Here is a 23,329-nt window from a genome sequence, read left to right as displayed (position 1 = left end):
TCCCGATCGACATTGCCGCCAGATTTTTTTCATCTTTGCAACGAAAGCTTGTGAAGCGCCCGCTTATTCGCCGTGGTTGGCGATCATCATCGCCTCGTAGGCGAGCCGCTCGGTCTTGCGCATGCGTTCCGATTCCGACTTGAGCTGGCCGCAGGCGGCGAGAATGTCGCGGCCGCGCGGGGTGCGGATCGGCGAGGCATAGCCCGCCTGGTTGATGAAATCGGCGAAGCGCTCGATCGTCTCCCAGTCGGAACACTGGTAATTGGAACCCGGCCACGGATTGAACGGAATCAGGTTGATCTTCGCCGGCACGCCCTTCAGAAGCTTCACCAGATCGCGGGCATCGGCAAGGCTGTCATTGACGTCCTTCAGCATCACATATTCGAAGGTGATGCGCTTGGCGTTCGAAAGACCCGGATATTCGCGGCAGGCCTTGATCAGCTCTTCCAGCGGATACTTCTTGTTGATCGGCACCAGGATGTCGCGCAGATCATCGCGCACGGCATGGAGCGAGATCGCCAGCATGCAGCCGATCTCGTCGCCGGTGCGGTAGATTTCCGGCACCACGCCGGAGGTCGAGAGCGTGATCCGGCGCTTCGACAGCGACAGCCCGTCCTCGGCCGACGCAATCAGCAGCGCTTTCTTGACCGCCTCGAAATTGTAGAGCGGCTCGCCCATGCCCATCATCACGACATTGGTGACCTTGCGGTCCGATTCCGGGATGAAGGCGCCGTTCGGCGCATCGCGGTTCGGGAAATCGCCGAGCGCGTCGCGGGCAACCAGAAGCTGGCCGAGAATTTCTTCAGGCCGCAGGTTGCGCACCAGCCGCTGCGTGCCGGTGTGACAGAAGGAACAGGTCAGCGTGCAGCCGACCTGGCTCGAAATGCAGAGCGTGCCGCGATCTTCTTCGGGAATATAGACCGTTTCGATCTCGACCGGCCTGCCGGCGCCGTGGGAGGGAAAGCGGATCAGCCACTTGCGGGTGCCGTCGGTCGAAATCTGCTCGGTGACGATCTCGGGCCGCGAGATGTCGAAGGCCTCGGCCATCTTCGCACGGAGATCCTTGGCGACATTGGTCATCTCGGCAAAATCGGAGACGCCGCGCACATAGAGCCAGTTCCAGATCTGGCTGACGCGCATCTTGATCTGCTTGTCGGCAATGCCGATGGATGCCAGCGCCTCTCCCAGTTCAGCCTTGGAAAGGCCGATCAGTGTGGTCTTGCCCTGCGCGGCAAACGAGGCCGCGCGGGGCTTGGCGCGGTGCGCTTCGAGATCGATTTCGGCTACGGACATGGTCTGGCTCCGGCAACACGGCCATTCGCCGCCGGCCCGATCCTGCATGAAGGGCGGCAGGGCGAACCCGCTGACAAGCTATGAAAAATCATCGGGCGCAACCATCAGGGCCGCCCGTTTGCGCGAGCCTATAGCACCATTTTGCCGTTCAGTCATCCCTTGCCGGGGCATCGGCCCGAAAGCCACGCCCCGGCAGGGTCGGTTTTACCTGAACTGGCCGGTGTGGAACTGGCCGAGCCAGGTTTCCGTCAGCGCCTCGCCATCCTTCGAAAGATAGGCGCGGACATCGACGGTATCGGCCGTCTCGTCGAACTTCAGGTCATAGGTCAGCCGCCAGTCGTCGGTTCCCACGATCGGCATCGCAAAGGCATCGAGCAGTTCCGCGCCGGGACCGACGGACACTTCCGGCTTGACCTCATCTTCCATCGTCAGGCCTGCGACCTGATCGCCGGTGAACTCGACCACGACCTTGATCTGGTCGGCAGGACGCGGCTGGCCGGGCACGCCGCCACGGCCGATGCGGCTCGCCTGGGTTTCGGCAAGCGCCCCGGTTTCCGGACCACGCTCGGCCCAGGAAAGCGTGTAGGCAAAATCGCGCGCGTCTCCTGCTTCCGGCAGATCCTCCGGCAGCCAGTAGGCGACGATATTGTCGTAGATCTCGTCATCGGACGGCAGTTCCACGAGCTGGACCATGCCCTTGCCCCAGTCGCCTTCCGGCGTGATCCAGGCAGAGGCACGGCGATTGTAGAACACGCCGTCATCAAGATAGTGGTCAAAGTTCCGGTCGCGCTGGATCAGGCCGAAACCCTTGGGGTTATCGTCGTAGAAGCTCGAGGTCACCACGCGGTCCGGGTTGTTGAGCGGCCGCCAGATCTGCTCGCCGGCGCCGGTGACGATTTCCAGACCGTCGCTGTCATGGACTTCCGGACGCCAGTCGAAGGCCATGTTGCGGTGGGTTTCGGAGTACCAGTACATCGAGGTCAGCGGCGCAATGCCGAGCCGCTCCACGGCATCGCGGAAAAACAGCCGGCTCTGGATATGCAGAACCTGGCCCTCGCCATCGACATTTTCCGCCTCGATCCGGTAGGCGCCGGCAACGCTCTTGCTGTCGAGCAGCGCATAGATGACGATGCCTTCATCGGCGGCATCATCTTCTTCGAGATAGAAGGCGGTGAAGCGCGGGAATTCCTCCGCCGTCGAAAGCCCGGTATCGACCGCCAGCGCGCGGGCGGAAAGACCGTACTGCTTTTCCGGCCCGTCGGTGCGGAAATAGGAGGCGCCGAGGAAGGAGATCCAGTCGGTCTTCAGGTCCGGGCGCATCACTCGGAAGCCGGCCCAGCCGGCAACGTCCTCGACCGCCTTGGCGGGGCTGTCTTCCGGCATGTCGAAATAGTCGGCGTTGTAGACCACTTCGCGCGCTGCGCCGTCCCGGACGAGATTGATCGTCACCGGTTCCTTGAAATAGCGTCCCTGATGGAAGAACTGCACCGGCGCATCGCCGACATCGACAGTGTGGTCGGTGCGGAAGCGGATCTTCCAGTGGGCGTCATAGTCAATCTTCTCGAAGGCCTCCGGCATCTGGACCGGATAGGGCTCGAACGGCTTTTCGGACAGCGCGCGCGCCTCTGCGGACAGCGTATCGAAGGAAAACGGCTTGGCCGGGCCGAGTTCGGGCTCGAAAGCGAAGGCGGCAACGGGCAGCAGCGCGAGGGGAAGCACGAGGAGGCGGAGAAGAGAGGGCGAAACAGAACGGATCGTCGTCAAGGGGCAAGCTCCGGTTGGCAATAGTAATCCTGAACGCCTAAACGGCGAAAGTTGCAACAGGTTCCATCTCTCGCCACAGAAAAAAGCCCGCACGATGGCGGGCTTCGATCATCATCAAATGTTGCGCGGCTCAGCCGACTGCGCCGGAAATCCACGTGGAGAGCGCCGTCTTGGGCGCAGCGCCGACCTTGACGTCGGCAAGCTCGCCGCCCTTGAACATGGCAAGCATCGGGATCGAGCGGACACCGTACTGGACAGCGAGGTCCGGATTGTCATCGACATTGACCTTGGCGATCTTCACCTTGCCGTCCATTTCCTCGGCGATCTCCTCGAGGCTCGGACCGATCATGCGGCACGGACCGCACCACTCGGCCCAGAAATCGACCACGACGGGTTCGGCGGATTCAAGCACTTCCTGCTTGAAGTTGGCGCTATTGACCTTGACTGTCGTCATTTCGAAAAACTCCTTGCTTTTAGAGCGACGCATTTTCGCGGGATGTCAGGTGTTTCCACCTGACTGCGAAATGCCCTGGCCGAAGCACAAACCGGCCTTCGCAAAACGTGATAAGCATGTGAGCATGGTTGCGGAAAAAATCAATGCCGCCGGTTTCACTTTGACGCAAGGCCGGCAAGCGCCTCGTCAAGCTCTGCAGGGCCCAGAACCCTGACGGACGTGGTCTCGGTATAGATCAGCAGGAAATCGATGGCGTGGCCGGGATAGAGCGGCTCCAGGATCTCGCGATAGACCGCCATCTGTGCGACATGGCTGAAGGGGGGCGTCTCCCCCTCGCCCGGCGGGTTGCGGTTGGTCTTGAAATCGGCCAGCAAGACGCGATTGCCATCGACCGCAAGCCGGTCGAGCCGGCCCGAAACGGCATAGTTTCCGCCCGCAAGCCGCACGCTTCCGGCAACCGAGACTTCCGCCCTTGCGGACGGCGAGAACAGCGCGGCAAGGCGGGGGTCGGCAATCACCGAAAGCACGCTTGCCGCAATTGCAGCACGTTCTCCCTCCGGCAAGGCGAAAGCCGCACGGTCGAGATAGCGCCGGCAGGCGGCATCGCGGTCGCCGTCATCGAAGCCCGGCAATATCTGCAGAAGCCGGTGCACCAGGCGGCCGCGCTCAAGCGCCAGATTGATCTCCGGCTTTGCAAACAGGGGCGATGCCGTCATCGGCGCGGGGTCCTCCACCGCAAGCCCTGCCCGCGACGGGCTGAGCGGCGGCTTCGGCCGGACGTCCTCGGCAAACGGGCGCAGCAGGGCTTCGGGCAGGCCCGGCCGTTCCGCGGCGGAGGACGCCTTTGCCGATGCCGCGAACCGGCGCGGAGGAATGGCCTCCTCGAACACCATCGCCTGCCATTCATCGCCGCTTTCGCCGGTCATCCTGGACGTCACCGTACGCTCGTCACTCTCAAGCGCACTCCAGACGATCTTGTGCCAGGTATCCGCCACTTCGGTGCGGCCGCGATAGCCGGCGACGATCAGCCGGTCGGCGGCGCGCGTCATGCCGACATAAAGCAGGCGGCGATATTCTTCCTGCGCCTCTGCCTCGCGGCGGGCAAGATCGGCCATCACGGTCGAATCCGCATCGCGCGCACTGCCGTGCCAGACCGGCACGGCATCCGCCATCACCCGGAAGCCCGCGAGATTGCGGGTCTCGAACGGCTTGCCGCCGCCATCGACCAGAAACACCACCGGCGCCTCCAGCCCCTTGGCGGCATGGGCCGTCATGATCCTGACCTCGTTGCGGCCCTGATCCTGCTCGCGCTTGATCTCCAGGCCGCCGGTCTCGAGCACGTCGAGAAAATTCTGAAGCCCCGGAAGACCGGTATCCTCATGGCCCTTGGCCGCATTCAGGAATTCATCGAGAATATCGCCGGCCTCGCTGCCGAGGCGGGCCAGAAACGCCTTTCTGCCGCCTTCGCGCGCAAGGATGCCGGCGTAGAAATCGAACGCGGTGCGCCGGCGGGCGGCATTGACGATCCGCTCCAGCGCCGACACCGTCCGCTGAAGCGCCTCGTCACCCGCTGCCGCAAGCCGCCTCAACGCCGACCACACATGTTCGGAAGGCTTGCGCAGCGCCGCGACGGCATAAAGGTCGTCCTCGGACAGCGACAGAAGCGGGCTCTTGAAAAGTGCCGCCAGCGACAGGTCGTCCTCGGGCAATACGGCAAAGCGGCCCAGCGCGATCAGATCCTTGACCGCGATGTGATCGGCAAGCCGCAACCGGTCGGCACCGGCAACGGGAATGTCATGGGGCGATTTCAGCGCCCGCGTCAGCGCATTGACGAAGGCGTCGCGCTTTCTGACCAGAACCAGAATGTCGCCGGGCTCGACCGGACGGATGGTCTCGCCATCGGCGAGCATTTCGGTGCCGACCATCGCCGCAATCCGATGGGCGATCCGGCGCGCAAGCAGCGCCGCCGGCGCCTCGTCCGGTGTCGCGTCAAAGGGGGCGGTCCAGTCATCGGTCTCGACGATCTCGGCCGGCGCGATCACCTCCCAGGCTTCCACCGAGCCCGGATGGCCGATGCGGTTGGAGATATGGACGGTCGCCTCATCTTCGGCCGAAAGGCCCTTGCGGTTTTCCGGCACCGAGAATACCCGGTCGACCGCAGCCAGCACCGAGGCCGTGGAGCGGAACGAGAGCGGCAGGCCGATCCGGGCGAAATCGGCATCGATCGCCAACACCCGCCGCTCCGCCTGGCGGCCTTCCGCCGCAAAGCGCTCCGGCCGCGCGCCCTGGAACGAATAGATCGACTGTTTTTCATCGCCGACCGCAAACATGGTGCGCCGGCCCGCCCGCGCGCCCGCGCCGGAGAAGAAATCCTCACTCAACGCCCGCACCACATCCCATTGCAGGGGCGCGGTATCCTGCGCCTCATCGACCAGAATGTGGTCAATGCCCTGATCGAGCTTGTAATGGATCCACTGACCGGAATCCGGGCGGGTCAGCAGGCTTGCCGCATGGGCGATCAGATCCTCGAAATCGAGCTTGCCGCGCCGGCGCTTCAGCTCCTCGTAGCGCCGGTCAAGCCGGTCTGCGAGGGTGAGTGCGGCAAGCGTCTTTTCGAAGATGCGGTAGCGGATCAGCCGGTCGCGGACGGAAAAGATGTGTTCTGCTGCCTTGATCACCGCCTCGGCAATCTCCGGCGCCTTGTCGCGCAGGCTCTTGAAGACCAGCGTCCGCTCGGCCTTCGGCACGCCCGCCTTGGTCAGAAACGCATCTTCCAGATGGGCAAAGCGGAGACCCGGGTCATCCGCGCCATGGGCAGCAGAAAGCGCATCGGCAAATTGCGCCGACCGGCTGCCGCCATCGGCCCGTGCGATGGCGATGAGTGCGGAGAGATTGCCTTCGCCAAGCGATGGCAGCGGCCAGGCTTCGGCGGCAATGGTTTCCGATGATGCTTCCGGGCCCAGCGCATAGGCCTCCCGCAATTCGGCCTCCAGCCTGCCCCGCGCCCGCTCGAGAAAAGGCCGCATCTGGTGGCGGTTGGCGACGATCTCTCCGAGCAGCTTCTCAAGCCCGCTGTCATCGGCGATGTCCAACACGGTCTGGAAGGCTTCGGAAAGGGCGGGATCCTCGCGGCTCGCCGTCGCGGTCAGAAGGCCAAGCCGGGCATCGGCGAGAAGCGTTGCGGCGGCGGTATCGTCCAGAACCGAGAAATGCCCGGCGACATTGGCTTCCAGCGGAAACCGGTGCAGCAGGCTCTCGCAAAAGGCGTGGATGGTCTGGATCTTCAGCCCGCCCGGCGTTTCCAGCGCATGGGCAAACAGCCGCCGCGCCATCGCAATCTTCAGCGCGTCAGGGCGCATGCCCTCGATTTCGGCAATTTCGGCGGCGAGATCGGCCTCCGGCAGCACCGCCCATTCGGCAAGCCTCCTGAAGACCCGGTTCGACATTTCGGATGCCGCCGCCTTGGTATAGGTGAGGCACAGGATCGCCGATGGCCTGGCGCCGGCCAGCAGCAGCCGCACCACCCGCTGGGTCAGCACATGGGTCTTGCCCGAGCCGGCATTGGCCGAAACCCAGACGGAGCGGGCGGGGTCCGAGGCAAGCCGCTGGCGGCCCGTCGTCCAGGTCAGCCAGCTTGCGGCATCGGCGTCGTGTGGCGGGGCATCGTAGGGTCCGGTCTCACGCGTCATCGCCGCCCTCCCCGTCATCGGCCGTCGACCATTCGGCAACGCGGGCCAGATGATCGTAATCGCCGGTAAAATCGCGCGCGCTTGCCGGGATCAGCCGCGAGGTGAAGGGTCGCTCGCCGGATTTCAGCGCGATCACGAACCGGGTAAATTCCCGAAGCGCGTCGGTTGCCAGCTCCTCTGCGGTGATCGCGGCCTCCTTGCCGGTCTCGGCCTTTTCCAGCACCTCGCCATTGAACCGGTGCGCCGGGCGAAGCCGGACATATTGCAGGCTTCTGGCGGTCATCGGCGCCACATCCTTGAAACCACCGGCGGCAAGGGCTGCGGCTTCAAGCGCCAATTGCGGATCGAGCAGCGTGCGCGCCTGTTTCAGCGATGGCGAGGAGCCGGTCTTGTAATCGATGATCTCGGCGCTCCCATCCTCTAGAATGTCGATGCGGTCGGCGATGCCGGTCAGTCTGACGCCTGCGAGCGGAATATCGAAACCCGCCGCCACCTCCGTCAAAGATGTTTCGATCGGCGTCACTGCGCGCCTGCGGGTCTCGAAATTCAGAAATTCGGCAGCGACCGAGCGCAGCCGCGGCACCCAGCTGACCTCCAGATGCGGCGCAAGCTCGGTCTCGATCAGAAGCGTGGCGATGATCTCATCCATTGCCGCCCGGCCCGCTTCGGTATCGGGCGCCGCGCCGGATTCGATGAAGCGCTCGGCGAGCGCATGGTAGAGAATGCCGCGTTCCTTGACGCCAGGATCGCCGTTGAACGGCAGCAGCGGATCGAGTTTCAGCACCTTCTGGGCATAAAGCGCATAAGGGTCGCGCCTCAGCCTTCCGATCTCGGAGAAGGAATAGCGTTCCGGCTGGCGCTCGGCCGGCGGATAGGGCGCGGGCCGTCCGGGGATCGGCTGTCTGGGCGCAATGTCAAGCTGTTCCGCCCAATCCCTGAAGACCGCGCCGCGCGATCTCAGATCAGCGGCAAGGCCGGGGCCGCCAAAGGCGAGCAAGCGCTGCAACCATCGGCTCGCGACCGTCGGCGCGCTGCCCTGCCGGAGCGCCCGCGAGAACACGAGATGGCGCGCGCCGGATGCCATCCAGAGATCATGGGCAAGCTGGCCGACGCGCTTTTCCGGCGGCTCCAGCCCGATCTCCGCCTTCATGCCGCGCGAGAGGAAAGGATTGTTTTTCGGCTGCGTCGGCCACACGCCCTCATTCATACCGCCAAGCACGATCGTATCCATCTCCTGCAGCCGGGCTTCGACCGCGCCGAAGATGAAGACACGGGGATTGCCCATCTGGCGCGGCTTGACCGCTTCCGACGCCGAAAGCGCTGCCACGATCTCGATCCATTGCGGCCCATCCGCCTCGATCGGGGTGGAGGCGCCCATGATCTCGGAGAGGACGGCAGCAAGGCGCTCGCCCGCCTCGCCGCTCCAGAGCGCAGACAGATCGCCATCCTCGGGGAGCGCTACCGCTTCGAGCGCCTTTCCGGTGCGCGCCGCCCAGTCGGCAATCGCAATCGTCTCGGTAATCGGCAACCGGTCCGGCCCGCGCGCCACATGGGCGGCGATCAGGGGCGCGAGCGCCTGGTCGATGCGACGGGCAAGATCGCGTCCATCCTCGGCGGCGGTCTTGGGCAGCGCGGAACGCCAGCGCGGCGCATGCCGGTCCTTCGCCTGCGCTTCAAGCGCGTCATCGAAAAATGTCTGGAGGTCGCCGAGCGCCACCGGTTTGGTGCCGCCGCGAAGCGCGATCAGCTCGAAGGCCGCCGCCGCTCCCCGCATGGCGCGGGCCGAAAGGCCGAAGCGGGCCAGCGGATGCTTGAGCAGGGCTGCGAGCGCTGCCGGATCGCCCGGCTTCAGCGCCGTCTCCAGCATCAGCGTCAACAACGTGCCCTGCCCGGTATCGGCAAGCGGCGTGCCGGCGGAATCATCCGCGTCGATCCGGAACCTGCCGAGCTCTGCCACCACACGGCGGGCGAGATTGCGATCCGGCGTGATCAGGGCGGCGCGCGCGGGCCTGCCATCGGCGCCGTCCCGCTCCAGCGCAAGCCGGAGCGCAACCGCAATGGCGACGGCTTCCTGACGCTCGTTGGATGCCTCGACCAGGGCGACATCTTCAAAGCCGCGGCGCAGATCATCGGCGTCGAGGCCGTCGCGCCAGGCTTCCCAGCGGTCGGTCGCCTCGGCGGGTGCAAAGGCTGCGGCAAGCACGCCGTGGCGCGCCGCCATGTCGGAAGGAGCGGGCCGAAGCGGCGCAAAATCGCCGCGGGAAACGCCGAGCCGCGCTAGCAGCCTCGCCATTTCATATTGCGGATGGCTGCGGATCGAGGGGTCGGGCATGGCCGGGTTGATGTCGGGGGCGGTCAGCGCCTGCCAGTCTTCCTCGCTCATGGCGGTATCGAGGCCCGGCAGCACGATCACGCCGTCTTTCTTTTCCGCCACCGCTTCGATCAGGCCCGCCACCGACGGCACCGAACCCGTGGAGCCGGCGATGATGACAGGACCGTTCGTGGCGCGAAGCCGCTCCGCCTCGCCTGAAAGCAGCGCGTTGCGGTGGGCGATGGCGGACGAACGGCCGAGTTCTTCGAGCCGGCCCGGCCAATAGATCGCGGCAATGCCGAGAAACTCTGCCGTCAGCTGCCACCAGACGGCGTAATTGTCCTGCTCCAGCGCCGACAGCCGCTCCCAGTCGACCCGCTCGGTTTCCATCGCATCGATCAGTTCGGCAAGATCGCGGGCAAGCCAGACCGCATCGGCCGGACTTGCGGGGGCCACCAGCGGCGAGCCGCCGTGAAGGCCTGCAAGCTCATCCGACAACCGGTTGCGCCAGGGCAGGATCAGCCCGGCAAGTTCCAAAAGGCGCGGCACCGGTTCGATCGGCGGCAACAGTTCGCCCGCTTCGGGCAGCGTTTCGCCGAGAAAGCCCTCATCCTCGTCAACCTCGCCCAGCGCGCGAATTTCCGGCAGGATCGCCGCCTCGCCGCCAAGGGCTGCGGCAAATTCCGCGCGGAGTTCACGCACGGCACGGCGGGTGGGAAGGAATATCTTCACATCGGCGAGCGATAACGGATTTTTGGGATCATGGCGGAACGCGCCCGTCAGCTGCCCATCAATGAGGGCTGCGGCGAGCGTTTCCAGAAACGGCGTGCCCGGCGGTATCGTCCACAATGTCGCCCGCCGTTCCGTCACACACTCGCTCCCTGATCTGGCGCTCCGGGGAAGCGCTCCCCGATTTGCCTGTCAGGTTTTACGAAGCGTAGCGCGGCGGCGCAAGCGCTGTTCCCTCATCCGGCCTTCGGCATCGTCTCCCTGCGGGGAGAAGGGGAAGACGGACACGCCCGGCCGAAGCCGGGCGTCATCCTCCTCCTCAGGCGGCTGCGAGAAGTTTCGGCGAGGCGGCCTTGACGCCGTCATCGACGTGATCTTCGAACTTGGCGAAGTTCTTCACGAACATGTCGACCAGCTTCTTCGCCTGCGCGTCATAGGCGGCAGGGTCGCCCCAGGTGCCGCGCGGGTTCAGGATCGCCGCATCGACGCCCGGCACTGCGACCGGAACGGCGAAGCCGAAATTCTCGTCAGACCGGAATTCCGCATCCGCAAGCCGGCCCGACAGCGCCTCGGCAAGCATGGCCCGGGTCTGGCGAATCGGCATCCGGCTGCCGGTGCCATAAGCGCCGCCGGTCCAGCCGGTGTTGACCAGCCAGCACTGCACGTCATGCTTGGCGATCAGCGCTTTCAGCAGATTGCCGTAGACGGTCGGGTGGCGCGGCATGAAGGGTGCGCCGAAACAGGTCGAAAACGTTGCTTCCGGTTCGGTCACGCCCTTTTCCGTGCCGGCAACCTTGGCGGTGTAGCCGGACAGGAAGTGGTACATCGCCTGCTCGGGCGTGAGTTTCGCAATCGGCGGCAGCACGCCAAAGGCATCCGCCGTCAGCATGATCACCGTCTTCGGGTGCGGCGCAAGCCCGGTGCGCGAGGCATTCGGAATATAGTCGAGCGGATAGGCGCAGCGGGTGTTTTCCGTCAGCGATCCGTCGTCGAAATCGGGCTCGCGGTCGGCGTCGAGCACGACGTTTTCCAGCACCGTGCCGAAACGCTTGGTGGTGGCGAAGATCTCCGGCTCGGCCTCGGCCGAAAGCCGGATGGTCTTGGCATAGCAGCCGCCTTCGAAATTGAAGAGACCTTCCTCGCCCCAGCCATGTTCGTCATCGCCGATCAGCGTGCGCGAGGGATCGGCAGAAAGCGTGGTCTTGCCGGTACCCGACAGGCCGAAGAACACCGCCGCATCGTCGCCGTCGCCGACATTGGCCGAGCAGTGCATCGGCATCACGCCGCGTTCCGGCAGCAGGTAGTTGAGCACTGTGAAGACCGACTTCTTCATTTCGCCGGCATAAGACGTGCCGGCGATCAGCACGAGACCGTTGACGAGATCGCAGGCGATCACTGTCTCCGTGCGGCAGCCGTAGCGCTTGGGATCGGCCACGAAGGACGGCAGGTTGATGATGGTGAGCTTCGCCGTGAAATCCTCCACCGCATCACGATCCGGACGGATCAGCAGGTTGCGGATGAACTGGGCGTGCCAGGCATATTCGGTGATCACGCGCGTCGGCAGGCGGTTATTCTCATCGGCGCCGCCGATCAGGTCCTGCACGAACAGGTCCCTGCCCGCCGCATGGGCGAGCATGTCTGCCTTCAGAAGCGCGAAATGTTCCGGCGACATCGCCTTGTTGTTGTCCCACCAGATCTGATCGCGCGTGGTGTTGTCCGAGACCACGAACTTGTCCTTCGCCGAACGGCCCGTATGCTGGCCCGTCAGCGCCCGAAGCGCGCCGCCTGCCGTCAGGACAGCCTCGCCGCGGCGGATTGATTCTTCGCAGAGCTCTGCCGGCAAAAGGTTGTAGTAGACCGATCCGGCGCCGGTGAGCCCCATTTTTTCGATCGGGAATTCGCGATTGTAGATCCCATGCTCTGCCATTGCTCCGCCTTTCAAAAGCAAATCTAATTTTTTAAAAACATATTAAATTATTTCGCATGCGACAACTGGGAAAGTCGCAAAAGATAATGAAATCATGCATTTAATCGATTAAAGAAAATCGACGTATGACGGAAATACGAAAATTTCCTTGGATTCTCATAGCTTTAAAGGACCACCTAAAACCGGCAGCCAAGCCGTTTTAACCCGATAGGGGAATGCCCCGGGGTTGCCCTTGCCACAATTTGTTCCAGTTTCTTTCCAAGAAATGCTAGAAATGAAGATAAGGGACGTGGTCCCAAGAACACTTTGCTGACAGGGAGACCTCATGCAGACGATCGCTCTGGTCGATGATGACCGTAACATTTTGACATCGGTGTCGATCGCGCTCGAATCCGAAGGGTATCGGGTCGATACCTATACCGACGGCGCGACCGCGCTGACGGGGCTGCAGGCGAACCCGCCCCAGCTTGCGATCTTCGACATCAAGATGCCCCGCATGGATGGCATGGAACTGCTGCGCCGCCTGCGGCAGAAATCCGACATGCCGGTGATCTTCCTGACGTCGAAGGACGAGGAGATCGACGAGCTGTTCGGCCTCAAGATGGGGGCGGATGATTTCATCACCAAGCCGTTCTCCCAGCGCCTTCTGGTCGAACGCGTGCGCGCGGTGCTGCGCCGGGTCGCCGCCCGCGAGGCCGCCGCCAACGGCACCAAGCCCGCCGAGGGCGAGGCCAACCGGCCGCTCGAACGCGGACCGCTGGTGATGGACCGCGAACGCCACACCTGCACCTGGAAGGGCGATGCGGTGACGCTGACCGTTACCGAATTCCTGATCCTGCAATCGCTCGCCCAGCGCCCCGGCGTGGTCAAAAGCCGTGACGCGCTGATGGATGCGGCCTATGACGATCAGGTCTATGTCGACGACCGCACCATCGACAGCCACATCAAGCGCCTTCGCAAGAAGTTCAAGATCGTGGATACCGATTTCGACATGATCGAAACGCTGTACGGCGTCGGCTACCGTTTCCGCGAAGCGGCCTGACGGACCGTATGCCGGCTAAGCCGCCGGCTTGAACAGGGCGCGATGACCGAGACCAAAGCAAAGACCGCAAAGCCGGCAAGGCGCTGGCGAAAGCCATTCGCCGTCGCGCGGTGGCTGCTGGCCTCGACCGTGTTTTCAAGCCTCAACTGGCGCATCCTGTTCTTTAACCTTCTGGCGCTGTTCTTCCTCGTCGGCGGCATTCTCTATCTCAATCAGTTCCGCGAGGGGCTGATTGATGCCCGCGTCGAAAGCCTGCTGACCCAGGGCGAGATCATCGCAGGCGCCATCGCCTCGTCGGCCTCCGTCGAGACCGACACGATGACGATCGACCCGCAGAAGCTTCTGGAACTGCAGGCCGGCGAAAGTGCGCGCCCGACCACCAGCGACGAGGATCTGCGCTTTCCGCTCAACCCGGAAAAAGTGGCGCCGATCCTGAGGCGGCTGATCTCGCCGACCCGCACCCGGGCGCGGATCTTCGATCCCGACGCCAATCTGATCCTCGATTCGCGCTACCTCTATTCGCGCGGCCAGGTGCTGCGCTATGACCTTCCGGCGGCAAGCCAGGGGGATGGCGAAGGGATCGGCACCCGCTTCGGCAATCTGATGAACCGCTTCCTCCAGCCCGGCAATCTGCCGCGCTACGAAGAGGCACCCGGCGGCGACGGTTCGATCTATCCCGAAGTCGTCAAGGCGCTAGATGCGCAACGCTCCGCCGTCGTCCGCGTCACCGACAAGGGCAAGCTGATCGTCTCGGTCGCCGTGCCGATCCAGCGTTTCCGCGCCGTGCTCGGCGTCCTGCTGCTTTCCACCCAGGCCGGTGATATCGACGAGATCGTCCATGCCGAGCGGATCGCGATCATCCGCGTCTTCGGCGTTACCGCCCTCGTCACCATGATCCTGTCCTTCATGCTGTCCTCGACGATTGCAAGCCCGCTGCGCCGCCTCTCCGAGGCCGCGGTCCGCGTGCGTCGCGGCGGGCCGCGCGAGCGCGAGGAAATCCCGGATTTCTCCGCCCGCCAGGACGAGATCGGCCATCTGTCGACGGCGCTTAGGGAAATGACCACCGCGCTTTACGACCGGATCGATGCGATCGACAGCTTCGCGGCCGATGTCGCCCACGAGCTGAAGAACCCGCTGACGTCGCTGCGCAGCGCCGTCGAGACCCTGCCGCTCGCCAAAACCGAGGAATCGAAAGCCCGCCTCACCGAGATCATCCAGCACGATGTGCGCCGTCTCGACCGGCTGATCAGCGATATTTCCGATGCATCGAGGCTCGATGCCGAACTTGCCCGCGAGGATGCCAAGCGCTTTGACGTCGAGGCTCTGCTCAACGATCTGGTAAAGATCTCTCGCGAGACCGGCAGACGCCACAAGAAGGTGCAGATCGGCTTTTCCGCCCATCCCGGCAACCATGGCAAGACCGCGTTCGACACCTATGGCCATGATCTGCGCATCGGCCAGATCGTGACCAACCTGATCGAGAACGCCCGTTCCTTCGTGCCGGAACAGACCGGCCGCGTCGACGTCGCGCTGACGCGCACCAGGGCGCAGCTGATCGTCACGGTCACCGACAACGGACCCGGCATTCGCCCGGATGCGCTGGAGCGGATCTTCGAGCGGTTCTACACCGACCGGCCGGACGGCGAGGCCTTCGGTCAGAATTCCGGGCTCGGCCTGTCGATCTCCCGCCAGATCGCGGAAGCCCATGGCGGCACGCTGGCGGCGGAAAACGTGACCGATCATGAAACCGGCCAGGTGACGGGCGCGCGCTTTACGCTGAAGCTGCCGGCCGCCACCGGCAAGGCGACATGAGCGCGCCGCACAATCTGCATGGAACAGCCATCGTGCTCGGCGCAACGGGCATCCTGATCACCGGCCCCTCGGGCGCAGGCAAAAGCGCCCTTGCGCTTTCGCTTATGGCAGCAGCGCAACGCGACGGGCTTTTCGCAGCGCTGATTGCCGACGACCAGGTCATCATCACGATCTGCAACGGCCGGGTTCTGGCGTCCGCGCCGCCCGCGATTGCCGGCCTCATGGAAATCCGCGGCACGGGCATCGTCGAACGCGACCATCTGGCGGAAGCGGTGATCGATTTCGCCCTTCTTCCGGTCGATCCGGCAAAGGCCGAGCGGCTGCCCGATCCATCAGAAACGCTTGCGGTTTCCGATGGCCACGGCGTGCCGCTCGTAAGGCTCCGGTTTCCGGACGCTGACCCGTTTGCAGCCCTTTGCGCCCTGTGTCCCGGGCTTGCCCAGGGGATTGCTGCAACGCCGCGTTTTGCCGACCGCTGAGAGGCGCGCACGCCACGCGTGTGGCCGGGCTGTATCAGCCATGCCACGCTCTCTGATTTCATGTGAGAATTTCAGCCTTTTGGCTTGCACTTCCCGCCCGCTTCGACAAGATGCGCACTTGATCGGCCTGTTTTCTGCCGAATAAGGAGCGTCGTGAATGATCGGACTGGTTCTTGTGACCCATGGCCGCCTTGCGGAGGAATTCCGCCTTGCAGTGGAGCATGTTGTTGGGCCCCAGGATGCCATCGAGACGATTTCGATCGGCCCGGAAGATGACATGGATCGCCGCCGCGACGATATCGTGCGCGCGGTCGGCAATGTCGATGGCGGCAATGGCGTCATCATCCTCACCGACATGTTCGGCGGCACGCCTTCCAACCTTGCCATTTCGGTGATGAACAACGGCACAACAGAAGTGATCGCCGGCGTCAACCTGCCGATGCTGATCAAGCTCGTTGCCGTGCGCCAGGAAAACGACATGGCAAAGGCGCTGGCCGAAGCGGAAGATGCCGGCCGCCGCTACATCAATGTCGCAAGCCGCGTGTTGAGCGGGAACTGACCGGCGACATGGAACCCCTGACCCGCCGCCTGACGATCGTGAACAAGAGGGGGTTGCACGCGCGTGCCTCCGCCAAATTCGTCCAGACGGTCGAAAAGTTCGATGCGACGATCACTGTCGCCAAGGATGGCATGCAGGTTGGCGGAACCTCGATCATGGGCCTGATGATGCTTGCCGCCAGCATCAACAGCACTATCCTTGTGTCAGCCGCCGGCGCGGAAGCGGACCAGGCGCTCGATGCGATCGAAGCGCTGGTTTCAGACCGTTTCGGCGAGGAATGCTGAGCCCGCCCAGGCGGGTGAAGCGGACCTGAAGCGAGACGTCGAGACGTGTTTGCCGTTTCAGGGAGACGCTAAGCCGATCTATCTATTTGTTTTGACACATTTCCGCGCATGTCGGCTGTTACCAGCTGACTGCGAAATGCGATAGCAGGATGACATGACATGACAATCAGAGCACTGGTCTGGGGCGAGAATGTCCATGAGCGGACCAACAAAACCGTTTCCGAACTCTATCCCCGCGGCATGCATGCCGCCATTGCCGAGAGCCTTTCCCGCAGCGCGCTTATCTCAGCCGACACCGCCGTGCTGCAGGACCCCGAGCACGGCCTGACGGCGGAACGGCTTGCCGAGACCGATGTGCTGCTATGGTGGGGACATGCCGCGCATGGCGACGTTTCCGATGCGGTCGTCGAGCGGGTCTGCGAGGCCGTCTGGAGCGGCATGGGCATGATCTTCCTGCACTCCGCCCATTTCTCGAAACCCTTCAAGCGGCTGATGGGCACGCCCTGCAATCTTACATGGCGCGAGGCGGGCGAGCGCGAACGGCTTTGGGTGACCTCCGCCAATCATCCGATTGCCGAAGGCGTCGGCCCGATGTTCGAACTCGAACATGAGGAAATGTATGGCGAGCCCTTCGGCATTCCGGAACCGCTCGAAACCGTGTTCGTGAGCTGGTTCCAGGGCGGCGAGGTGTTCCGCTCGGGCCTCACCTACAAGCGCGGCGCCGGCAATGTATTCTACTTCCGGCCCGGCCACGAAACCTATCCGACCTATCACGACGCCAATGTCCAGCGGGTGATCACCAACGCCGTGCAGTGGGCCCACAACCCCGCAAGGCGGATCGCCGAGCCGACGGCGGCCCCCAATGTGCCGGTCGAGAAGGCCCCGGAGAAGATCACCGCGCGCGGCGAAACGCTGCACAACCCCGGTGAAGACGGCTTTCGCTGACGGAGTGACCCCATGAAGACCAGGAAGAAACCCGTGCGGGTGCTGATCGTCGGCACCGGCGGAATGGGCGGCGCGCATGCGGACGCCTATCGCAAGATCGACGGTGTCACGGTGGTCGCAGGTGTCGATCCCCGTGCGGAGGTGCTCGATGCGTTTTGCGACCGGCACGGGATCGAGGGCCGGTTCACAAGCCTTGCCGAGGCGATTGCATCCTGCGATTTCGATGCCGCCTCCGTGGTCACCCCCGACGGCGTGCACTATGCCACCACCATGCCGCTGATCGAGGCGGGCAAGCACGTGCTGTGCGAAAAGCCGCTCAGCACCGATTATGCCTTCGCCTCCGAAATGGCATCGGCTGCGGAAGCGGCGGGCATCGTCAACATGATCAATCTCAGCTACCGCCAGGTTGCCGCGCTCGAAAAGGCCCACGCCATGGTCGCGGAGGGCGCGATCGGCACCGTCCGCCATTTCGAGGCATCCTATCTGCAAAGCTGGCTGACGCAGGCGGCCTGGGGCGACTGGAAGAGCGAGCCCGGCTGGCTGTGGCGCCTGTCCACGGCGCACGGCTCCAAGGGCGCGCTCGGCGATGTCGGCATCCACATCATCGATTTCGCAACCTATGCCGCGGGATCGGCGCCGCGCTCCGTCTCCTGCCGCACGGCCGTGTTCCACAAGGCGCCGGACGACCGGATCGGCGACTACACACTCGATGCCAATGACAGTTTCGTCATGCATATGGACCTGGATAACGGCGCCATCGGGACCATTGCCGCAACCCGCTTTGCCTCCGGACACCACAATGATCTGCGCCTGAGGATCTATGGCGACAAGGGCGGCCTGCAGGTCCTGTTCGAGCGCGGCACCAGCCATTTGCGGGCCGCGATCGGAACGGACGCGCTGTTGAAGGAAGAATGGATCGACATCGACTGCCCGCCGGTCGCAACCATCTACGAGCGCTTCATTGCCGCGATCCGCGGCGAGGCGGCGGCGGAGCCGACGTTCCTGCGCGGGGCCGAGCTGCAGCAGGTGCTCGACCTTGCAGGCCGTTCCGGCGAGATGGGAAACCGATCGCTACCGCTCGACAAGGCCGCCGACGCGTGAGCTGAAGCGCCGCCCGCAAGCCTTCGCCACCGCGTTCAGGAGATCATGTTCGCGGTGGCCTTTCAGCCGGCGGTCGCGTATGCGCCTGGAAACCAGGTGGTATCGAGTTTGGTATGGCGATCGGAGAAATCGCAGATCTGCTTCATGCGCTCCTCCTCCAGGATTTCGACCGTTCCGTTGGAGCGGCTGATCAGACCGTCTCTTTCCAGCGCGGTAAAGCTGCGGCTGACATAGACATTGGTCAGGCCCAGCACGTCCGAAATTTCGGTCTGGTTCAGCGGCAGTCGGAAGATGCCGGGCGTCACCTTGTTGGTGACGCGCAGCCTCGCCTGCATGTCGAGCAGGAAATAGGCGATCCGCTCGCGCGCGCTCATCCGCCCGATCGCCCGCAGGAAGTCGATCATGATCACCTGGTTGCGCACGGCAAGCGCAAACAGCAACGCGGCAAGCTGGGGTGAGGCCTTGAAGACCTCATCCAGGTCCTTCTTCGGAAACGGGCAAAGCCGGGCATCCTCGGCCGCCTTCAGCACCGTGGTGCGCTCGGTAAAGGCGATGTCGGGAAAGCCGATAATGTCGCCGGGATGGTGGATCTCGACGATCTGCCGGCGCCCGTCCTTCAGGTCGGCATAGCTGTAAAGCCATCCGCGCTTGACCACGTAGAGATGAATATTGTGGTCGCCCTCCTGATATATCTCTTCGTTCTTGGAGACATCCTTCTCCTCGCGCTCGAAACGGGCAATGCTGTCGAGCGAGGTCTCGTCGAGATCAGTGTAATGCGAAAGCCTTTGCACAAGGCAGCTTTTTTTGTGCATATTCATGTGTGAAGGCCTCCCGGAAGAGAAGTTATGGTCGGTGGAAGCTGCATTGCGTCAGCAATTATGGCGGAATGATGGCGCAAAGCGCAATCAACCAGTGCGCGTTTCTTGGCAGATTTTTCCCGTATCGCACCTTTTCACCTCAATTCGTCTCTATTTGTAACCAGTTTAATGCGCTTCGTCTCAGGGCGGTCCAGTTAGATGACGAGAACGAGGAGAAACCATATGTCCATGCCCGCGGGCCTTCGGCACGGGGAGGCGTTATAATGTCCTCCGCCATCGCCGTCATCGATCCCTACTGCCTCACGCCGTACACGCTGAGCGCGCTCGAGAGCGGTGCGCTGAGCGGCGCTGAAGCCATTTCAATGCGGGTGGCGCGGATCCAGGGCTCAAATTTCCGGTTCCACTTCTATCAGAACGGTCGGAACGATATCGACCGGGATAGCTGTGGTTTCTATCGCCCGATCGAAGCCATGCGTGCCGACGATTTGGCCGGCGTGCAGGCGATTGTCGTGATCAGCTCGTGGAAGGCGGCCTTGAAGGCGCGCAGGCTCAATCCGCATTGCCCGATCATGCTGCGTCTTCATTCCAATCCCGGCCGCCACAACCGCCGCATGGGCAATGCCCTGGCGGACGCGGATATCGAGATCGTCTGCGTCTCCAAGTCCCATGCCCGCCATGTCCGCGAATTCTTGAGCGCTGAGAACGAAAGGCTTCCGAAGATCAGCTCGATCTATAATCCGGTCGATGACACGCTTTTGCCAAACGCGACACAGCGCGACAGGAACCGCATGTTCTTTCCCGGCACGCCGTTGAAGGGCATGTCCGAAGTCCTGACCAAGTTCGAATTGCTCCGCCAGGCTCTGCCGGAATTGCGGCTGGACATCGCCGAAGCCGGCAACATGATCTGGCCTGATGGCAAGCCGCCGGCAGGCGTGACCTTCCTTGGCCGGCTTGAAGATGACGAGATGATCGACCAGATGCGCCGTTCGCTCTGCATCTTTTATCCGCAGACCCGCTATCAGGAGCCCTTCGGACTGCCGCTTGCGGAAGCGAATGCTGTTGGAACACCGGTCATTGCGGACGAAGCGCTCGACATCAATCGTGAAATCCTGGGCGCTGGCGGCCAGTGCATCGACACAAGCAACCTCCCGGCGCTCGCCGGAAAAATCGAGGAGTGGCAAAAGGCACTGCCGGTTCTTCCCGTTTCACCCCAGTTCCGCCTTTCGGCCATCGCAGCAATCTGGGCGCGCAAGCTCACCGGCCAGCCGGAAGCCCGCGCTTTCACCAATGAAGGGGCAACGGGGATCGATATCGCCGCCCCGGCAGGTCCCTCCAGATAAAATACGTGAAGGGCCGTGCCGTGAACGGGCCGCCCGGCGGCTTGGCCGGGGAGCGCCTTGTCATTTGTGCCGGAGATCATCCGGCAGCAGGGCAGCCGGCATGTTCTGATAGCTGACCGGCCGCAGGAAGCGCCGGATTGCCATGGTGCCGACCGATGTCGCCCCGAAATTGGTCGAGGCCGGATAGGGGCCGCCATGGATCATCGCGTCGCTGACGGCAACGCCGGTCGCAAATCCGTTGGCAATCAGGCGTCCGGCCTTGCGCTCCAGCACCGGCATCAGCGTCCGGGCAAATTCGGTATCATCGTTGTCCATGTGCAGCGTGCAGGTGAGCTGGCCCTCCAGCCGCTCCGCAACCGCACGCATTTCCTGCGCATTCGAAGCAAGGACGACGATGCCGAGCGGGCCGAAGACTTCATGCGCAAGCGACGGGTCTTCCATGAACGCCTTGGCCGAGACCTTGTAGAGCGCGGGCGCTGCGTTTCTGCCGCGCGCTTCCGCCTTGATCAGCGTCTTCACGCCGCAGGCATTGGCAATCGCATCGCTGCCCTTTCGGAAAGCCGTCGCAATGCCTTCTGTCAGCATGACCGCAGAGCCCACCTTCGAGAGCGCATCCGCCGTTTCTTCGGTGAACCGATCGGCCTCGGGCCCCGAAAGCGTGACCATGAGCCCGGGATTGGTGCAGAACTGGCCGACGCCCATGGTGAGCGAAGCCGCCCAGCCCTTCGCAATCTCGTCGCCACGATTGGCAAGCGCATCGGGGAGCAGGAAATTCGGATTGACCGAACCGAGTTCGCCGAAAAACGGGATCGGCTCCTCGCGTCGCGCGCAAAGGTCAAACAACGCCCGCCCGCCCGCGAGCGAACCGGTAAAGCCGACGGCCCTGATGAGATCGTGGGTCACGAGCAGCGTCCCCGCTTCATGGGAGGCGCCCTGCAGCATGGAGAAGACGCCGGGGTGAATTCCGCATTTTTCTGCAGCCGCCGCAATCGCCTCGGCGATGATCTCGCAGGTGCCGGGATGGGCGGGATGCCCCTTCACCACCACCGGACATCCGGCGGCAAGGGCAGAGGCGGTATCGCCGCCAGCAACCGAGAAGGCGAGCGGGAAATTCGACGCGCCGAATACGGCGACGGGGCCGATCGGCCGTTGCACCAGCTTCAGGTCCGGAGCCGGCGGCGTTGCATCGGGTTTTGCCGCATCATGGCGGCGGTCGAGATAATCGCCCTGCCTGATATGGCTGGCAAAAAGCCGGAGCTGGCCGACCGTCCGGCCGCGTTCGCCTTCCAGCCGCTGTTCCGGCAGTCCGGTTTCGGCGGTGGCGATTGCGGTGATGTCGGCGCCGCGCCTTTCGATTTCTTCGGCAACCTTCTCCAGGAAGGCCGCGCGGGCATGGCGGTCGGTATAACCATAGTCCCAGAACGCCGCCTCGGCGGATTTGACAGCCTCGTCGACGACGTCCGCATCGGCCTCGCTGAACTGGAGCGATGCACCGCTGACGGGCTGGGACGAGAAACGCTGAGCGGTTTCCTTCCACTCTCCGCCGATCAGGTGCATGCCATGGGGTTCGAAGGTCATTGAGGGTCTCCTCCAGGTATCGGTTTCATATCAGTCCGCGCTCGGACAGATTGGATATCAGCGCACGAATGCCGAAGGTCCAGGGCTGGCATTCGGTCGAAAGGCGAACTGTGTTGACGAGCGAGCCAAGCCCGGGCGCCGCAATCGTCACCCGGTCACCATCCTTGTGGGTGAAGCCCTCACCCGGAACGTCGCGATCGGCGGTCGGGGCAAACAGCGTGCCGAGATAGAGCATCAGCCCGTCCGGATACTGGTGATGCCGGCCGATGGTCTGGCTGACGAGATGCACCGGATCGCGGCTGATCTCGGACATCGATGAGTGTCCCGTCATTGTGTAGCCGTCCTCGCCTTCCACCGTCAGCGTCAGTTCCGCTTTCCGCACGTCATCGAGCGTAAAGCCATCGTCGAACAACCGGATCATCGGACCGATCGCCGCCGAAGCATTGTTGTCCTTGGCCTTGCCGAGCAGCAGGGCCGACCGACCCTCGACATCGCGCAGATTGACGTCATTGCCGAGCGTGGCGCCGACAATGCTGCCCGTCGACGATACAGCGAGAACAATTTCGGGCTCCGGATTGTTCCACTTCGAAACCGGATGAAGGCCGACATCGGCGCCCGGCCCGACCGAGGACAAGACCTGCGCCTTGGAGAACACTTCGGCGTCGGGGCCGATGCCGACCTCCAGATACTGGCTCCAGAGGCCCTCCGCGATCAGCGCCTGCTTGACCGCAGCCGCTTCGGGAGAGCCCGCCTCGATATTTCTGAGACTGTCGCCGATCTTTTCGCCGATTCGTGCACGGATCGATTCCGCCTTTTTCGGATCGCCGTCCGCCTTCTCCTCGATCACCCGCTCGACCATGGAGCGCGCAAAGGTGACCCCGCAGGCCTTGATGGCCTGAAGATCGCAGGGGCTCAGAAAATGGATCCTGTCCGAATCACCCGGCCTTGCAGCGGCGATCTCCTCGAGCGTGCCGAGATGACGGCCCTCGGCATTGCGGACATAGGCTGCCGGATCGGCCATTTCGCAGATATCGCGCACCAGCGGCGCGGCCTTCGCGGTAATGTCGTATATCCCGCCATCGCGCAGCGTTACGATTGCCGGCCCCTCTGGAACCATCACGCGGCCGATATAGGTGCCTTTATTGTCATCAATCATGCCTGCCTCCCGTCAAACGTTTGCCAGCATGCGGAATTTCAGCGCCCG

At 63.6% G+C, this 23,329-nt stretch carries 17 protein-coding genes; 8 read left to right on the top strand and 9 right to left on the bottom strand.

Annotated elements, in window-relative coordinates; genetic code table 11:
• Positions 1 to 63: 63 nt before the first annotated feature.
• The 6 genes from rlmN to HPQ62_RS19495 form a co-directional block, all read right to left on the bottom strand.
• Entirely contained in the window at positions 64 to 1,293 is a 1,230-nt protein-coding gene (gene rlmN, locus HPQ62_RS19520) for a dual-specificity RNA methyltransferase RlmN (RefSeq protein ID WP_174804272.1), read from the bottom strand.
• Positions 1,294 to 1,497: 204 nt separating this feature from the next.
• Positions 1,498 to 3,057 carry an OpgD/OpgG family glucan biosynthesis protein gene (locus HPQ62_RS19515; protein WP_174804271.1) on the bottom strand — a complete coding sequence of 520 codons (1,560 nt, stop codon included), beginning with the start codon at positions 3,055 to 3,057 and terminating at the stop codon, positions 1,498 to 1,500.
• Positions 3,058 to 3,187: 130 nt separating this feature from the next.
• Complete coding sequence (trxA, locus tag HPQ62_RS19510) at positions 3,188 to 3,511, bottom strand: thioredoxin (protein ID WP_174804270.1); 324 nt, start codon at positions 3,509 to 3,511, stop codon at positions 3,188 to 3,190.
• Positions 3,512 to 3,666: 155 nt separating this feature from the next.
• Positions 3,667 to 7,200 (bottom strand): double-strand break repair helicase AddA, encoded by a 3,534-nt coding sequence (gene addA, locus HPQ62_RS19505; protein WP_174804269.1) that lies wholly within the window; start codon positions 7,198 to 7,200, stop codon positions 3,667 to 3,669.
• Positions 7,190 to 10,381: a double-strand break repair protein AddB gene (gene addB, locus HPQ62_RS19500; RefSeq protein ID WP_174804268.1), complete on the bottom strand. Its 3,192-nt coding sequence runs from the start codon at positions 10,379 to 10,381 to the stop codon at positions 7,190 to 7,192. Before addB ends, addA begins: the two co-directional genes overlap by 11 nt.
• A gap of 178 nt (positions 10,382 to 10,559) precedes the next feature.
• Entirely contained in the window at positions 10,560 to 12,167 is a 1,608-nt protein-coding gene (locus tag HPQ62_RS19495; RefSeq protein WP_174804267.1) for a phosphoenolpyruvate carboxykinase, read from the bottom strand.
• Positions 12,168 to 12,492: 325 nt separating this feature from the next.
• Here HPQ62_RS19495 and HPQ62_RS19490 point away from each other — a divergent pair, with 325 nt between their 5' ends.
• From HPQ62_RS19490 to HPQ62_RS19460, 7 genes are all read left to right on the top strand, one after another.
• Positions 12,493 to 13,209, top strand: coding sequence for a response regulator transcription factor (locus HPQ62_RS19490; RefSeq protein WP_174804266.1), 717 nt, complete (start codon positions 12,493 to 12,495; stop codon positions 13,207 to 13,209).
• Between the two features lie 42 nt (positions 13,210 to 13,251).
• On the top strand, positions 13,252 to 15,021 hold the full coding sequence (locus HPQ62_RS19485) for a sensor histidine kinase (protein ID WP_174804265.1): 1,770 nt from the start codon (positions 13,252 to 13,254) through the stop codon (positions 15,019 to 15,021).
• Positions 15,018 to 15,500 (top strand): HPr kinase/phosphorylase, encoded by a 483-nt coding sequence (locus HPQ62_RS19480; protein WP_174804264.1) that lies wholly within the window; start codon positions 15,018 to 15,020, stop codon positions 15,498 to 15,500. The genes HPQ62_RS19485 and HPQ62_RS19480 overlap by 4 nt, the downstream gene beginning before the upstream one ends.
• 157 nt (positions 15,501 to 15,657) lie before the next feature.
• A complete protein-coding gene (locus tag HPQ62_RS19475) occupies positions 15,658 to 16,059 on the top strand; it encodes a PTS sugar transporter subunit IIA (RefSeq protein ID WP_174804263.1) in 402 nt (133 codons plus the stop codon).
• Between the two features lie 8 nt (positions 16,060 to 16,067).
• Positions 16,068 to 16,343: an HPr family phosphocarrier protein gene (locus tag HPQ62_RS19470; protein ID WP_174804262.1), complete on the top strand. Its 276-nt coding sequence runs from the start codon at positions 16,068 to 16,070 to the stop codon at positions 16,341 to 16,343.
• Between the two features lie 159 nt (positions 16,344 to 16,502).
• Positions 16,503 to 17,288 (top strand): ThuA domain-containing protein, encoded by a 786-nt coding sequence (locus HPQ62_RS19465; RefSeq protein WP_174804261.1) that lies wholly within the window; start codon positions 16,503 to 16,505, stop codon positions 17,286 to 17,288.
• Positions 17,289 to 17,300: 12 nt separating this feature from the next.
• Positions 17,301 to 18,389 (top strand): Gfo/Idh/MocA family protein, encoded by a 1,089-nt coding sequence (locus tag HPQ62_RS19460; protein ID WP_174804260.1) that lies wholly within the window; start codon positions 17,301 to 17,303, stop codon positions 18,387 to 18,389.
• Between the two features lie 62 nt (positions 18,390 to 18,451).
• Here the strand turns inward: HPQ62_RS19460 and HPQ62_RS19455 are convergent, their stop codons facing one another.
• Positions 18,452 to 19,207 (bottom strand): Crp/Fnr family transcriptional regulator, encoded by a 756-nt coding sequence (locus tag HPQ62_RS19455; RefSeq protein WP_174804259.1) that lies wholly within the window; start codon positions 19,205 to 19,207, stop codon positions 18,452 to 18,454.
• Positions 19,208 to 19,470: 263 nt separating this feature from the next.
• On the opposite strand from HPQ62_RS19455, the gene HPQ62_RS19450 reads away from it, so the two are divergent.
• Positions 19,471 to 20,547: a glycosyltransferase family 4 protein gene (locus HPQ62_RS19450; RefSeq protein WP_174804258.1), complete on the top strand. Its 1,077-nt coding sequence runs from the start codon at positions 19,471 to 19,473 to the stop codon at positions 20,545 to 20,547.
• Positions 20,548 to 20,607: 60 nt separating this feature from the next.
• Here HPQ62_RS19450 and HPQ62_RS19445 read toward each other — a convergent pair whose 3' ends face one another.
• Entirely contained in the window at positions 20,608 to 22,125 is a 1,518-nt protein-coding gene (locus tag HPQ62_RS19445; protein ID WP_174804257.1) for an aldehyde dehydrogenase (NADP(+)), read from the bottom strand.
• Between the two features lie 25 nt (positions 22,126 to 22,150).
• Positions 22,151 to 23,281, bottom strand: a complete 1,131-nt coding sequence (locus HPQ62_RS19440; RefSeq protein ID WP_174804256.1) for a fumarylacetoacetate hydrolase family protein — start codon at positions 23,279 to 23,281, stop codon at positions 22,151 to 22,153.
• Positions 23,282 to 23,329 lie beyond the last annotated feature (48 nt).

This window comes from Martelella limonii, from assembly GCF_013344475.1.
Classification (GTDB): Bacteria; Pseudomonadota; Alphaproteobacteria; order Rhizobiales; family Rhizobiaceae; genus Martelella; species Martelella limonii.
The sequence above is the reverse complement of the archived record's forward strand: the minus strand, read 5'-3'. Positions and strand labels throughout refer to the sequence as shown.